The following is a 14,642-nucleotide window of genomic DNA, read 5'->3' as shown; positions in this document are numbered from 1 at the left end:
GGATGGAATGACACAAGGGGGATGAAAATGGACACAATTCATTATGAACAACGAAACAATTTAGCCTTTATTACGTTAAACCGGCCAGAAGCAATGAATGCCTTCAATTATGATATGCTTCTTGAGCTTGGACAGGTGGCCGAAGCAATCCGCATTAACCCGGATATCCGCGTTGTGGTCTTTACTGGCGCTGGCGAAAAGGCATTTAGTGTGGGAGCGGATTTAAAAGAACGCAAAACCATGACCGATGACCTCGTCAAACGCAATATTTTTAAAATCGGTGAAGTGTTTTCGACCATCGAAAATCTGCCCCAGCCCACCATCGCCATGATGAACGGTTTTGCTTTTGGGGGCGGAATGGAACTGGCGCTTGCTTGTGATTTCCGGATTGCTGCAGACGACACCTTGCTCGGCTTGACGGAAACCAGCCTGGGAATCATTCCTGGAGCAGGCGGCACGCAACGGCTGCCGCGCCTGATCGGTGAAGCCAAAGCCATGGAACTGATTTTGACTGCCCGCCGCCTGACATCAGCCGAAGCACTCGAATACGGTTTGGTGACACGCCTTGCAACGCGTGAGCAATTGGCTGATGTGGCCGGTGCTTTTGCCGATTCAATTCTCGCCAACGGCCCAATCGCTCTCCAACAAGCAAAATTCGCCATCAAGAATGGCATGAATACCGATTTGCAGACAGGTTTGCAGATTGAGCGCAAAGCCTATGAAATCACGATTCCAACAGAAGACCGAGTCGAAGCCCTGGCTGCTTTCGGCGAAAAACGGAAACCTGTATTTAAAGGGAAGTAAAAAAACGGAGCAGCTGATATAGCTGCTCCGGTTCAGACTATAGACAAAGTCTTTCCAAAATGAATAGCAGTGCATACCCCAACCGGTCCGGCCACTTCGCGTTCCGTGGGCTCAGCTTCAGTCTCCTCGTCACTGCGTTCCTGCGGGGTCTTCAGCTTTCGCTGTCCCACAGGAGTCTCCGTGGCCGGCCCGATCGGGGGCGTGTAGCTTCAACCAAAGGAAATAACCTGCTAGTCAGGATCCAGAAACCATCGTCCCAATAAACTTGGTAACTCCTTCATACAAAGATCCGTAGCGCAAGGCGGCGAAGGGCAAAGATATGCTCCTGCATCGCTTCGCTAGCTTCGTCGCAAACGAGTCAGGCACAGCCCGACTCGCTTCCTGCGGGATAGCGAAGTGCCGAAATCCACTCGGGCGCCAGTCCGAGTTAGTTCGGCGCAAGCCCGCAGGAAAGCGTCCGCCTGGAGTGCAGGATCCAATAGCAAGACAATAAATTGCATATTCACCCTTTGAACGACATAAATATTCTTTTGTCTACAGGCTGAAACGGAGCAGCTGATATAGCTGCTCCGTTTTTCCTGTTTACAGGTATTTTTCCATCCAGCCTGTAATCTGTTCCAGACGTGCAAAGCGAAGATTCGGTTTGCCTGTTCGCGACAGGTTGTGGTCGGCTTCTGGGAAACGGACAAACTCTGTTGTTTTGCCCATACTTTTTAATGTGACATACAATTGTTCCGACTGCTCGATCGGGCAGCGGTAATCATTTTCAGAATGAAGAATCAGCAATGGGGTCTCAACATTTTTTGCGTACTTCAATGGCGAATGCTTCCATAGCTTGTCAACATCTGTCATATCCGCGCCAATTTGCCAGTCACTGAAATAATAGCCGATATCCGAGACACCGAAGAATGAGATCCAGTTGGAAATGGAGCGCTGCGTCACTGCTGCTTTAAAGCGATCTGAATGGCCGACGATCCAATTCGTCATGAATCCGCCGTAACTGCCTCCGGTGACGCCCAAACGATCTGTATCGATCCAGGCGTTGGATTCCACAATCTGTTCGACCGAATTCATGATGTCCTCGTAATCACCCCCACCGTAATCACCGCGTACCGCGTCTACAAACTCCTGGCTGTAGCCATGGCTGCCGCGCGGATTGACGTATAATACGCCGAAACCGCGGGCTGCCAGCAATTGCATTTCGTGGACAAACGTATTGGCATACATCGCATGGGGACCGCCGTGAATATTGACGACCAAAGGATACTTCTGGCCTTCCTGATAACCATAAGGCTTCATCAGCCAACCATGGACAGCCCAGTCTTTCGATCCTTTTGTGATGATCGGCTGTGCTTCAACCAATTCCGTCTGTTTGAGGAATTCTTCATTAAATGAAGTTAATGCCTGGCGTTCGCCAGTCGAAATCGTCAGCAAATACAACTCGCCTGGGCTCACTGGGTTGCTGATGGCTGCCACTGCGAATTCGCCGCTCCGTGAAACATCGTATCCATAAACATGCTCCAAGTCTGGAGACGCCGGGAAAATCATGCCATCAAGAGAAGCAAAGTACAGGCGTACATCACCCATGGTCGAAACTTGAAAATACAAATGATCATCTTTTGTCCATACCACATCCGGTGCAACTGCTCCTTGTTGATGATCAGCTACGACATAATCACCCACCGGTACGTCCAAGCCTTCTGTCAGGGAAATCCGAGTATGCGCCTTTAAATCCGCCACATACACTTCTGTGTGTGTGGCATTTTCAAATTGCCGCATGCTGCCGACAAAAGCCACTTTTGTATCGTCATGAGAGAAAGCAGCGCCGCCAAAGTATCCTTCTTCTTCAATTAATACGGATTCTTCTTTCGTCTCGAGATCCATTAGATAAAGAGGCTGGCGGAATACAAAATCCAAGTTTTCTTCTCGCGTCACGCCATAGATCAATTTTGTTCCGTCATGTGAGACGGTTTCCAGGCTGTAATGATAATTTCCTTCTGTCAGCTGTTCTACTTTTTTCGTATTGAGATCCACTGATCCAATGTGGCGATGGAACTCTTTCGGCAACAGGCCCATTCCATCCATCTTGTATTTCATTTTGTCGACATGGTAGGGCTCAGGCTGTTTCTTTTCTTCTTTTTCTTCCTTGTCGGTGAAGGTTTTTCCTTCTTTGGCCAAGGCATTAAACCAGATCTTTGTTCCGCAAGGCGCCCATTCAAACCCATTGACTCCTTTTTCAAAATCAGTCAATGAGCGTGCTTCTCCTCCAAAGGCTGGCATAACGAACAATTGGTTCTTCTCGTTGCGATCCGATAAGAAAGCCACTGCCGTTCCATCAGCCGACCACCGTGGTGAACTTACGCGTTCTTTGCCATACGTCCATTGGGTTTGTTCTCCCGTTTCCAGGTTGATGTGGTAAAGATGGGCTCTGTATGTATTTTCTTCTTCATCGATTTGTGTATGGATAAACACCGCTCTTGTTCCATCCGGTGAAATCCGGGGATCCGTCACTGATACCAACTTCGTTAAATCCTTAATTTCCATTGCTTTTTTCACCATACTACTTCCTCCTCGGATTCAACTATTTCGTAAATCGTAATACTGCTCCTTAACTATAATAAAAAATGTCAGTTTTTTCAATCAAATCAAAAGAAAACTCTGGAATAATCATCCAGAGTTCTCCAATCATTCATAAGATCTAAACATGTAACAGGTTATTTCTGCATCGCCTGGTCTTTCAACGACCGCCGCAGGATTTTCCCTGTAGTGTTCTTCGGCAATTCTTGCAGAATTTCAAACTGTCTTGGCACCTTGTATTTCGCTAAATGTTCTGCACAGTAAGCTTTTAATTCTTCTACTGTAACAGAAGAATCGGTCAGTACCACATATGCATTGACCTCTTCACCGAAATCCGGGTCCGGCAAGCCGACTACAGCAGCTTCTAAAACCGCTGGATGCGCAAACAGCACTTCTTCGACTTCACGTGGGTAAACGTTATAGCCACCTACGATGATCATGTCTTTCTTGCGGTCAACAATATAGAAGTAGCCTTCTTCATCGACACGGGCCAAATCGCCTGTGTACAACCAGCCTTCACGAATTGCCGAAGCTGTTTCTTCCGGCATTTTGTAATACCCCTTCATAACGTTCGGTCCACGAACGATCAGTTCGCCGACTTCATTGGCTGCCACTTCTTCGCCCAATTCGTTGACGACCTTGTTTTCCACATTGATAATGGACGTGCCGATCGAACCGGCTTTTCGCTCCCGATCAATTGGATTAAAGCAAGTAACCGGTGAAGCTTCCGACAGGCCATATCCTTCTGAAATGCGGACATTGAATTTTTCTTCAAAACTGTGCAACAAAGCTACCGGCATGGCCGAACCACCGGAAACAGCCAATCGGACAGATGCGAAATCCGCCGGATCGACATCCGGTAATTGATTCATGAAATTGAACATCGTTGGTACGCCGGCAAAAACGCTTGCTTTGTAATGTTTAATAGCATCGAATACCTCTTTCGGATTGAAACGCGGTACCAAAATAATCGTCGCCCCCTGCAATAGAGGTGCATTCACTACAACTGTCAAAGCAAACACGTGAAATACCGGCAACGTTGCAACTACGCGGTCGTTTGCGCCAATCTGCAGGTATTCCCCAACATCCCGTGCGTTCGAGTATAGATTTTCGTGTGTCAGCATGGCGCCTTTTGGTTTACCGGTTGTTCCGGACGTATACAAAATGACGGCGTTGTCGGTGGCTTCTACTTGCGCAAATTCGGCATGAGGCGCTGACTTGCCCAGCAGGCCAGTGAATGAATGGACTTTCCCTTCTACTTCTTCAGGCAGTTGTGCCATTTTTTCCGGCGTAGACGGATCTGTTTCACAAATAATATAGGATTCAACAGCTGGCAGCGCTTTATGTGCTTTTTCAACCAGCGGCAGAAGCAAATCAAGTGCCACAACCACTTTGGCATCGCTATTATTCAATATGTAAGCGATTTCATCCGGGCTGTAGATTGGATTGATCGGAACTGCTGTTGCGCCTAAACGCATCGTCGCATACAACGAAATCAGAAAATGTGGTGTGTTGCCCAAAAGAAATGCGACGTGGTCCCCTTTTTCCACGCCTAAACCTTTTAAAGCTCCAGCAAAAACTGCAATCGACTGATCGAATTCGCCGTAACTCGTATCTTTCCCCATAAAGCTGTACGCAATTCTGGAAGAATCCTGTTCAGCAATTTCATGAACACGTGACATTAAATCCATTTCCATCCCTCTTTCGTGTTGAATGAATACTCATTCATATTTTACCCTGTTTTCATTATAAAATAAATCTTCAGACAATACAACAGGCACCGTAAAATTACGGTGCCTGAAGATGAGCTATATAACGCCATCTGATCAAAAAGAAATATAAGATTTGGGCAACGGTAAAGCCGCCAAGCACAATGGCCATCTCGATGAGGATTGACAGCTCGGCAAATTCTTCCCAGACGACTTGCAGCGAGATAAAAGCAAATGCACTGTGCAGCAAAGCAAGGCCCCATGGCAAAAAGAATTGAGGTATCAATTGGCGATTCACGATTTTGCCCAGTTCTTTGTCGGTCATGCCCATGCGGATCAGCAGCTTGTATTGCTTCCGGTCCCGTTCAAGTCCTGTATACAATTTAAAGTAAATAAAGCTGCCTGCTGCCAGCAAGAACACGGCCGCTACCATGACCCCGATAAACAACAGCAAAGCGAATGAAGATTTAAACCAACGGTAATCATCGCCTGGATTTTCAAAAAAGAAATTGACTCCATTAAAATCAGCGTTTTCCACTGCGTTGTTGACGGTTTCCGTTAATCGATTCCCAACATTCACTGTTTCCGTCCAATTCAATACATCAAAAGCATAGTAGGAGAAATCAGACGCACCGGGTTCATATCCCAATAAGGGTTCATCAATTGCTTCATAATCAGCGTCGCTCACAACAATCGTATTGATGTTCAAAGTATGGATCGGGAAGACGACATGTGGATACGTCGACTCAATCGATAAGCCAACATCACTTTCAAACAGCACCGTTTCAACACTGGTTTCCTCCAGCTCTTTTAAGGCATCCAACGAAAATGGAACAAACATGCCTTCTCCCTGCTGCAATTCTGCCGCTTGAAAGCCGAGGCTGGCTGCCAAGCGATTAAACTCAGACAGTGCTAAGATATCGACATCGTTTCCAGTGGCACCGGAAGTTTGCCGTTTGACCGTCAATTCCACCATATCGTAAGCCAATTGTTCATTTTCCAATTGGCGGGTAAGGCGTTCGATATGCTCTGTTTCCTGCTCGTTGCCATTAAATGAAATATAAACGAGCCCCAATGGATTTGATTCGCGGAAATCTCCTGTATACGACATGAAAGACGCCAGTGTACCCACTGTCAAAAATGCAACAGTCGACACGATTGTGACGATAAAGAACATCTGGGCACTGTCTTTCAGTTTGACTGAAGCTTCCGCTAAAGACACCAGCCTCGTCTTTTCCCAATAGACATTTTTTTTGCGCTTGTATAAACGCAATAATGAATGCAGCGTATGGGTGAAAAACAAATACGTGCCGAATGTGGCAAGTGGCGGAACAATGAAAATCATCTGGTATACAGTACGGTCTGAAACATTCGCAGCAAATGTATAGGCTATAGCCAAAAAGACAATGCCCATAACAGAAAGCACGGTTGACGATTTCGACTCTTCTTCCACTTTCCAAAATCCCTGCAGCAAATCGACAACTTGCTTCGTACGGATAAAGCCTACGCTGATGAAAGAGATGATAACGAACAAACTGGCAAACGCTGCAATCGTCAACAGGAAAGGTTCCCAGGAGACATACAGCGGCAAGCTATCAAGATCCATGATTTCACGGCCGACCATGAAAAAGAATTTCGAAAAAGCAAAGCCGAAAGCGATGCCCGTTACGGTTGATACCGTCCCAAGGATCAGCATTTCAAAGAAAATCAATTTATTCAATTGCTTTTTCGTCATTCCTAGATGCATCAAGACCCCGAATTCCTTTGACCTTGCCTGTAAAAAGGCGCTCATGGAATAGAACAGGAAAAACAAAGTGAAAATGTACAGAACGACTTCGGCAATCAGCATTCCGCGGATTGCCAATAGCCGCAGACCTTCTTCTTCAAATGCCGGATGAAAAATGAACATCGAGTAGACGAAGAATACCATGACTGAAAAAACACTGGCTAAAAAGAAAGCCGCATAATTTCTGCGATTGCGGACAACGTTATGGTAAGCGAGTTGCCGAAAGGTCATTCACGGATCCTCCTAGCAAAGACAAGACATTCAAAATTCGCTGATAAAATGTCTGGCGCCGGTCGTCTCCATAGATTTCATTGAAATATTCACCGTCTTTGATGAACAGCACACGGTCACAGTAACTTGCAGCAATCGGATCGTGCGTCACCATGATGATGGTTGTTTCACTGTCATTGGCCACATTGGATAAGATCTCCAGCACGTCACGTGAAGACTTTGAGTCCAAGTTTCCTGTTGGCTCATCAGCCAGTATCAATGCCGGCTGATGAATAAGCGCCCGTCCGATTGCAGTACGCTGTGCTTCTCCTCCAGAAATTTCGTTTGGCCGTTTATGAAGGATGGATGTCAGTCCCAGCCGTTTGGCAATGACCAGTACACGGCGCGCCATTTCATCGATTGGTACATAATCGAGCGTTAACGGCAACACAAGATTTTCCTCAACGGTCAGCATCTGCAGCAAATTGAAGTCCTGAAATACAAAACCCAATTCCCTTCTGCGGAACAGGGCCAACTCATTTTTACCCAATAAATGCGGGTTGATGCCATCAATCAAAATCTCTCCCGAAGTCAACGAGTCAATGGTTGAAATCAAGTTCAACAACGTCGTTTTGCCGCTGCCTGAGGGTCCCATCACTGCCAGGAATTCACCTTTTTCCACTGTGAAGCTCAGCTGGTTGACTGCCCGGTGTGCCACTTTCCCCTCGTATACTTTTGTCACTTCGTCGATTTTTACTACTGTCATCGTTTTCCTCCTGTGTTGCAAGATCTTGGTTGAAGAACAGAACAGAGATGGTCGTCCCTTCTCCTTGAACCGAAGAAATCTCCAATTCATGGCCCAGCTTGCGGCAAACTTCTTTTGCCAGATACAGGCCCATGCCGGTAGATTCTCCAGTCTTCCGTCCGTTTTCTCCGGTGAAAAATGCCTTAGTGATGCGCGGCAGATCAGATGAAGGAATGCCAATCCCTTCATCCCGTATGGTCAGCAAAGTATTGCCATTTGTACATTCTGCAGCAATAAACACTTTTTTATTGGCTTCAAAGGTGTATTTGACTGCATTCGTCAAAAATTGGCCGATGATAAATTTCATCCATTTCTGGTCGGTCGCAACGATATGCTCTTCTCCAATTGAAATCTCCGGATAGACGCGCTTTGATATGAACAACCGTTTGTTTTCATTGGTGACTTCGCTGACCAACGACCGCAGCGATACTTGTTCAATCTGCATGTCCTGTTCAAATGTATCCAAACGCGCATTCATCAACACTGTATCCAAGCCTGCTTTTAACCGATCCATTTCTTCACGGACGCTGCTCTTATCAAGTTCCTGTTCTTCCTGCAACAGCAGATGCATGACGGATAACGGCGTTTTCATTTGATGCACCCACTGGTTCATGAATTGCAGGTGCCGATTTTGAGTGGCATACAATGTTTGCACTTCGTGCTGATACAGCCGGTACAACTCCTGAAGATAGATTTCTGTCTGAACCTGTTCAGGTGATTTCCCTTCCCGCTGCAAAGCATGCTCCATGCTTTGCGGTTTCGCCAAAATCCGCTGATAATATTGATACCTTTTGACGAAGCGCGCCGTCAGAAACGTAATCACCAATACGCTGCTGATCACAAAGGAATAAATGGCCGTATCCACGTTGCGGAAACCATCCAGCCAATACAGCAGCATGATAAACGCCACAAGCACAATTTGGAAAACAATGAACGCCGCATGTTCTTTCAAAAACAATCGCAGCATCAGGCTTCCTCCTCATGCAACAACAGGCGGTATCCTGCTCCTCTTACCGTTTCGATGACCGATTTAACGCCATAGTCAGCCAACTTTTTCCGGACGCGTGTCATATTGACATTAAGCGTATTTTCATCAACGAATGCCTGATCATCCCATAGTTCTTCCAGCAGCTGCTCCCGTGATACCACTTTCGGGTAATGAGACAGCAACAGCTCTATTATTGTGCATTCCTTTTTCTGCAGCGGAATCGATTCCGTTTTGACATGCAGTTCCATGCGCTCCATGAACAGCACGATACGGCCTGCTTTGACCGATCGTTCTTCCTGCTTTGGTGCATATTCACCATAGGCTCTGCGCAGATGGCTTCTTATTTTTGCAAGGACGATTTCGTAATGGAAAGGTTTCGTAATAAAATCATCTCCACCATTTTCCAAAGCGAAGACTTGGTCCATTTCTCCAGAACGGGCAGAAATGAATAATATCGGACATGTGGTCTGCTGCCTTAATTGACGGCACCAATAATAACCATCATAAGAAGGCAAATTAATATCGAGTAAAATCAAATGGGGATCAAAAGCTTCGAATTCTTCGATGATTTGATCAAAATCTTTTGCGGTCTCCACTTCGTAATGGTATTTCCGTAAGGTTTCTGCCAACAACTCCGCTATTTTCAAATCATCTTCTACAATGAAGATCCGTTGAACAGCCACAATGATTCCCCCTTTCCTTTTTCTTTCCATTTTAACAAAAGAGCCTGCATAAAAGCAGGCTCCCGGAAATTCTTAATAAATTAATTTCAAAAATTCCTCCGTCGTGATGCCTCCGAGAAGTTTCGGGATATCAATTCCGGCAATCGCTTTATCTAAAGATGCACGTTCGTATTTCGTACCTGTGATGGCTTGTTCAATTTCAGATACGTCGCCGACCCCGAAAAAGTCACCGTAAATATGGGCATCTTGAACAATGCCTTTTTCCACTTGGAGACGAACATCAATGCCGCCAACCGGGAAGCGATGGGAATGCTTAATATTGAACTTAGGCGATTTGCCGTAGTTCCAGTCCCAATTGCCGTAGCGCTCTTTTGATAATTCATGGATTTTCTTCCAATCTTCGTCGGTCAATTCGTAGTAGCGGACATTTTCTTCCCCTTCAAATATCGAGTGCAGAATCGCGTTGCGGAATTTGGTCACGGTCATCGGCTCTTTCAAAAACTCGGAAATGTTTGCCACCCGGCTGCGGATCGACTTGATCCCTTTTGATTCAATTTTTTCTTTGCTGACTTTCAATGCTGAGACCACCGCATCCACTTCTGTATCAAACATTAACGTGCCATGGCTGAACATACGGCCTCTTGTAGAAAACTGGGCATTGCCCGATACTTTCCGGCCTTCTGCCATTAAGTCATTGCGTCCTGAAAGCTCAGCATTGACGCCCAGGCTTTGAAGCGCTTTTACCACTGGCTCCGTGAATTTACGGAAATTGCGGAAGCTGTTTCCGTCATCGACCGTAATAAAGCTATAGTTCAAATTGCCAAGGTCATGATAGACCGCTCCGCCGCCAGATAAACGGCGTACGACGTGGATGCCATTTGAATCTACATAATCAGTATTGATTTCTTCAGCTGTGTTTTGATTTTTGCCGATAATAATAGAAGGTTCATTGATATAGAACAGAAGAAACGGATCTTTTTCAACATCCATCGTTTTCAATAAGTATTCTTCAATTGCCAAGTTGATGCGTGGGTCTGTAATGCCTTTATTATCTACGAAATACATAATCTCTCTCCTTTGGCTGCGTTCCTTTTGTTAGTTTAACGGATTTTTCAAATAAATTCACGGTTTAGGGTTGACGAATCTAAACTGTTATAATACACTGTTCTAAACACCAACAGTACTATAACAAAAAGGAGATGGAAGTTATGATTGAAAACGTAGTCGAATTTTTCAAGAACTTGCCCCCGAAACAATGCGCATCTTGTGGAGAAAAAATGGAAGAGCAGCATGAATGTTATGGTACTCAATGTGATTCCTGCAACAACTTATAAGATTCAGCAAACATACTTATAAAAAACGAAGCAGCGCTTACTGGCGCTGTTTCTTTTTGTATTGAATCCAAATGGTGAAAAACTGCTTCTATCTGGGTAACTCTTCTTGCTATCATAATATTTGGGGCAGCTACCTGAACATGATATCTTTCTATCTGAACTAATCGCTCCTTTACCTGCACTATCCATATCCTTACCTGCATTTCATCTGTTTCATAAAAGGTCAAGCTCGGACTGGAAGCTGTTCGCCGTGCGAACAGCCTGAATAGGCAGCGACACTTCCTGTTACAGTTTGGCTCACATACCAGGATCGATTATTCACCCATTGAGCATTCTAGTTTGCATGACTTTTCGCGAAATTCGTGTAGGAGCGCAGAAACTTCATGTAGAGAAGCAGCTAATTCATGTAGAAGCGCCACATCTCCCGGTAGAAACCTGCATAGTTCATGTAGAAACACCAAATTATCCTGTAGAACCACAAAACCACATGTAACCTCACCCAGTCGAAGCGAAGGCGCGTGCATTACCGCTGCCGAGCGTTTCCAAAACTCCACATTACCTAACTACTCCATGCAAATATGGCTCACTATTTATCCCCCACACCCCGGGCTGAGCCGCGTCCAGGAGGGGACGGAGCCATAGGACTGGCAAGAGAAGCGATGCCCGGCTTATGGCGGGAGTCCTCTCCAGAGCGGTCGAAGCTGCTTTTAGAACTTCACTAAAACTATTACCTCTCTACGTTTCCTGGCTTATTGTGGGAACCCACTCCAAAGCGGCCGAAGCGACTTATAGAACCTCACTAAAATCTATCAATATTACTCTTTCTCTTTTCCACATAAAAAAGGCACCGCCTAAGCGGTGCTTTTTCAATAATGGATCAATGCCCAGAGTGGCCGTCCATTTTGTCCATGCCTTGTGAATCGTCACTGTCATCCGGAACAATGGAATCCGGGTCTGGGTTGCCGACCGTGATTTCCTGTTTCGGCATAACGTGCATACCTCTTGCTGTTGTATGTGCCTGCATGTAATACAGACCTTCCTCTTCAAAGCTGGTTTCCGCTTCGTAGATGCCATCTTTCGTATGTTCAGCAGTAATCATCTCGCTGTTGTTGCGGTCGCCCGACTCCCATACTTCATAGACAACTTCACTTGCATCTTCCACAGCTTCGTCTCCTTGGCTCAACGCTACTGACAGCAGGACTTCCTCAGCCGGATCGGCTTGCGGTTCGGTATTGAACTCCACCATCACTTCTTCAATCATCTCACCAGTGCCTGCAGAATCCGCTTCTTCCGATCCGCAGCCAGCCAACAATAAAAATGGCAATCCAAGCCACATCATTTTTTTCATTTTGCAGTTCCCTCCATGCTGAGTGACTCAGCAACAAATCGTTCAAGCAATAGTTCGGCAGCCGCTTTTCCTTGATCAACACAAGCAGGCAATCCAAATCCTTCAAAAGAACCTCCTGCAATCTGCACCATCGGCAAAGCGTCCTGCACTTCCTTTTTCGCTGCCGCAATCCGATCTCCATGACCTACCAGATATTGCGGCATCGCTTCTTTCCAACGCGAGACGATGGTAAATTCAGGCTCTTCCTGTATATCCATCAATTTGTGCAGGTCTTCCAATACGGCTTTAACAATCTCTCCATCAGACAACTCAACGACCGCCTCGTCCCCGACACGCCCGATAAATGACCGGTAAAGAGCTTTGCCCGGCGGAATCAACGTCGGCCATTTCAGGTGCGCAGCCGAACAGGCTGTTATGGTGAAATCGCTGTTTCGTGCAACCACAAATCCCGTACAATCCTTAGGGTTTTTTACTGCCCCTTCGGGAAATGCAATCGATACTGTCGCAATGGATGTGGAGGGCATGTCTTTCAAGCCTTTCAGCAAACCCAAAGGTTCAAAAATCGGCATCAACTTGGCATGCGGCAAAGCGAAAATGACACTATCTGCAATCATCGATGCTTCATTGTTCAAACGCAATTCCACTTGTTTGCCTTTTTGCACCAGCTTTTCAACTTTGATACCTTTTAAAATGGTGCATGTATGCAGCTCTTTTTCCAAGGTTTGCACAAGTGTTTCAATGCCGTTGGAAAAAGTTTGAAAGATGCCTGTTTTTTCGGTATCAAATGCGCGGTAATTGGCTACTTGATTTTTCTTCAAGCCACGAATCAAGCTTCGTTGCTGTTCTCCTGCTTCCAGCAATTCAGGAAAAGTCGACTTTATGCTCAAACGGTCGATATCTCCGGCAAATACACCTGAAAACAACGGTTCAATCAAGTTTTCGACCAACTCATTGCCAAATCTCCGTCTCAAGAAAGGTCCAAGCGGCTGGTCTTCAACAGAAGTTGTTGTGGGCAGGAAGAAATCTCCCATAGCCCGAGCTTTGCCGGACCAGGAACTGATGCCTGAAGCAAGAAATGACCCAAAATTCGTCGGGACCCCCATAACAGACCCTGCCGGTATCGAATAAAGTTCATTTTCGACCGCCACTTTAGTGGTGCCAGGAGCACTTTGGATCAATTGGTCTTCAATGCCCAACTCTTTCGCTAATTGCTGGATACTGTTTTTTCGTGAGACAAACGAATCCGGACCACGCTCAATTACAAAACCGTCTTTTTGAAGGGTTTGGATTTTTCCACCAAGGCGATGGGCTGCTTCAATCACTGTAATATCAATCGCCAAACCTTGTTCTATCGCCAGTTTTTGTAAGTAATATGCCGATGACAGACCTGTGATGCCCCCGCCCACGACGATTACTTTATGCGTTTGTTCGGCCACGTTTAATCCTCACTTTCAATTGCTTTATTTTTCCGCCAGTTTTCTCAATACAACGTCAGTCAATCCATCAATGAATAATGGCTGAACGTTTGGCATTTCTGGACGGCGGTAGGTTGCACCAATATCGTCGCAAACAACTTTACATTCATAATCGTTATCGAAAAGAACTTCCAAGTGGTCGGCTACAAAGCCAACCGGTGTGTAAACGAAAGATGTGTATCCTTTTTGTTCAAACAAATCACGCGTCAAATCCTGAACGTCCGGTCCAATCCAAGGTTCTCCTGTTTGTCCGGCACTCTGCCAACCGATTTCAACGTTTTCAACACCAGTAGCTTGTTGGATCATCTCAGCTGTTTCTTTTAATTGGTCGGGGTAAGGATCTCCGCTTGCGATGATCTTTTCAGGCAATGAATGCGCCGAAACAATCAGGCAAGATTTCGCACGTTCTTCTTCTGACATTTCAGCAAATGCAGCACTGACTTTTTCGCTCCAGTATTGGATGAACTTCGGTTCTTTGTACCAGCTTTCAACTGAAGTCAATGAAATGCCCGCTTTTTCAGCAGCTTCTGCTGCACGGCCATTGTATGATTTAACCGAGAAAGTAGAGAAATGAGGAGCCAAAACGATTGAAACGGCTTCTGTGATGCCATCTTTTCTCATTTCTTCCACACCGTCTTCAACAAACGGCTCGATGTGTTTAAGGCCAAGATAGACTTTGAAGTCAATTTCATCCTGTACTTCATTTAAACGGTCGCACAAGCCTTGTGCTTGATCTTTGGTGATTTTTGCAAGCGGTGAAAGTCCGCCAATCGCTTTGTAGCGGCTGCGCAAATCTTCTAAGCTTTCTTCGCTTGGCTTACGGCCCCGTCGGATATGTGTGTAGTAACGTTCAATATCTTCTTCTGTATAAGGCGTTCCATACGCCATCACTAATAATCCCATTGTCTTCTTCAACATAATCA

At 45.8% G+C, this 14,642-nt stretch carries 12 protein-coding genes; 2 read left to right on the top strand and 10 right to left on the bottom strand.

Annotated features, from left to right (window positions below):
• The first annotated feature begins 27 nt into the window (after positions 1-27).
• Positions 28-804, top strand: a complete 777-nt coding sequence (locus QMA01_RS15760; RefSeq protein ID WP_191716583.1) for an enoyl-CoA hydratase-related protein — start codon at positions 28-30, stop codon at positions 802-804.
• 582 nt (positions 805-1,386) lie between these two features.
• Here QMA01_RS15760 and QMA01_RS15755 read toward each other — a convergent pair.
• From QMA01_RS15755 to QMA01_RS15725, 7 genes are all read right to left on the bottom strand, one after another.
• Positions 1,387-3,363, bottom strand: coding sequence for a S9 family peptidase (locus tag QMA01_RS15755; protein ID WP_290215464.1), 1,977 nt, complete (start codon positions 3,361-3,363; stop codon positions 1,387-1,389).
• 155 nt (positions 3,364-3,518) lie between these two features.
• Positions 3,519-5,072 carry a fatty acid--CoA ligase family protein gene (locus tag QMA01_RS15750; RefSeq protein ID WP_203340970.1) on the bottom strand — a complete coding sequence of 518 codons (1,554 nt, stop codon included), beginning with the start codon at positions 5,070-5,072 and terminating at the stop codon, positions 3,519-3,521.
• Between the two features lie 97 nt (positions 5,073-5,169).
• Positions 5,170-7,107: an ABC transporter permease gene (locus QMA01_RS15745; RefSeq protein WP_191716586.1), complete on the bottom strand. Its 1,938-nt coding sequence runs from the start codon at positions 7,105-7,107 to the stop codon at positions 5,170-5,172.
• A complete protein-coding gene (locus QMA01_RS15740) occupies positions 7,079-7,852 on the bottom strand; it encodes an ABC transporter ATP-binding protein (protein ID WP_191716587.1) in 774 nt (257 codons plus the stop codon). The genes QMA01_RS15745 and QMA01_RS15740 overlap by 29 nt, the downstream gene beginning before the upstream one ends.
• A complete protein-coding gene (locus QMA01_RS15735) occupies positions 7,755-8,858 on the bottom strand; it encodes a sensor histidine kinase (RefSeq protein WP_191716588.1) in 1,104 nt (367 codons plus the stop codon). Before QMA01_RS15735 ends, QMA01_RS15740 begins: the two co-directional genes overlap by 98 nt.
• Positions 8,858-9,562, bottom strand: a complete 705-nt coding sequence (locus QMA01_RS15730) for a response regulator transcription factor (protein ID WP_290215463.1) — start codon at positions 9,560-9,562, stop codon at positions 8,858-8,860. Before QMA01_RS15730 ends, QMA01_RS15735 begins: the two co-directional genes overlap by 1 nt.
• A 72-nt stretch (positions 9,563-9,634) precedes the next feature.
• Positions 9,635-10,627: a lipoate--protein ligase gene (locus tag QMA01_RS15725; protein WP_290215462.1), complete on the bottom strand. Its 993-nt coding sequence runs from the start codon at positions 10,625-10,627 to the stop codon at positions 9,635-9,637.
• A 143-nt stretch (positions 10,628-10,770) separates the two neighbouring features.
• Between QMA01_RS15725 and yhfH the strand changes: the two genes are divergently transcribed.
• Positions 10,771-10,896, top strand: a complete 126-nt coding sequence (gene yhfH, locus QMA01_RS15720; protein ID WP_008430608.1) for a protein YhfH — start codon at positions 10,771-10,773, stop codon at positions 10,894-10,896.
• Between the two features lie 877 nt (positions 10,897-11,773).
• Here yhfH and QMA01_RS15715 read toward each other — a convergent pair.
• The 3 genes from QMA01_RS15715 to hemH are packed head-to-tail and all read right to left on the bottom strand — an operon-like array spanning position 11,774 to position 14,637.
• Positions 11,774-12,244 (bottom strand): FixH family protein, encoded by a 471-nt coding sequence (locus QMA01_RS15715; RefSeq protein ID WP_191716591.1) that lies wholly within the window; start codon positions 12,242-12,244, stop codon positions 11,774-11,776.
• Complete coding sequence (hemY, locus tag QMA01_RS15710) at positions 12,241-13,680, bottom strand: protoporphyrinogen oxidase (protein ID WP_290215461.1); 1,440 nt, start codon at positions 13,678-13,680, stop codon at positions 12,241-12,243. The genes QMA01_RS15715 and hemY overlap by 4 nt, the downstream gene beginning before the upstream one ends.
• 24 nt (positions 13,681-13,704) lie before the next feature.
• Entirely contained in the window at positions 13,705-14,637 is a 933-nt protein-coding gene (hemH, locus tag QMA01_RS15705) for a ferrochelatase (RefSeq protein WP_203340968.1), read from the bottom strand.
• Positions 14,638-14,642: the final 5 nt, after the last annotated feature.

The organism is Planococcus notacanthi (assembly GCF_030407825.1).
In the GTDB taxonomy this organism is placed as follows: Bacteria; Bacillota; Bacilli; order Bacillales_A; family Planococcaceae; genus Planococcus; species Planococcus notacanthi.
This window is presented reverse-complemented; position numbering and strand designations above follow the sequence as displayed.

Excerpts from the sequence above, each read along its gene's own strand:
- QMA01_RS15760 (WP_191716583.1), top strand. The coding sequence starts at position 28 with ATGGACACAATTCATTATGAACAACGAAACAATTTAGCCTTTATTACG.
- QMA01_RS15755 (WP_290215464.1), bottom strand. The coding sequence starts at position 3,363 with ATGGTGAAAAAAGCAATGGAAATTAAGGATTTAACGAAGTTGGTATCA.
- QMA01_RS15750 (WP_203340970.1), bottom strand. The coding sequence starts at position 5,072 with ATGGATTTAATGTCACGTGTTCATGAAATTGCTGAACAGGATTCTTCC.
- QMA01_RS15745 (WP_191716586.1), bottom strand. The coding sequence starts at position 7,107 with ATGACCTTTCGGCAACTCGCTTACCATAACGTTGTCCGCAATCGCAGA.
- QMA01_RS15740 (WP_191716587.1), bottom strand. The coding sequence starts at position 7,852 with ATGACAGTAGTAAAAATCGACGAAGTGACAAAAGTATACGAGGGGAAA.
- QMA01_RS15735 (WP_191716588.1), bottom strand. The coding sequence starts at position 8,858 with ATGCTGCGATTGTTTTTGAAAGAACATGCGGCGTTCATTGTTTTCCAA.
- QMA01_RS15725 (WP_290215462.1), bottom strand. The coding sequence starts at position 10,627 with ATGTATTTCGTAGATAATAAAGGCATTACAGACCCACGCATCAACTTG.
- yhfH (WP_008430608.1), top strand. The coding sequence starts at position 10,771 with ATGATTGAAAACGTAGTCGAATTTTTCAAGAACTTGCCCCCGAAACAA.
- QMA01_RS15715 (WP_191716591.1), bottom strand. The coding sequence starts at position 12,244 with ATGAAAAAAATGATGTGGCTTGGATTGCCATTTTTATTGTTGGCTGGC.
- hemH (WP_203340968.1), bottom strand. The coding sequence starts at position 14,637 with ATGTTGAAGAAGACAATGGGATTATTAGTGATGGCGTATGGAACGCCT.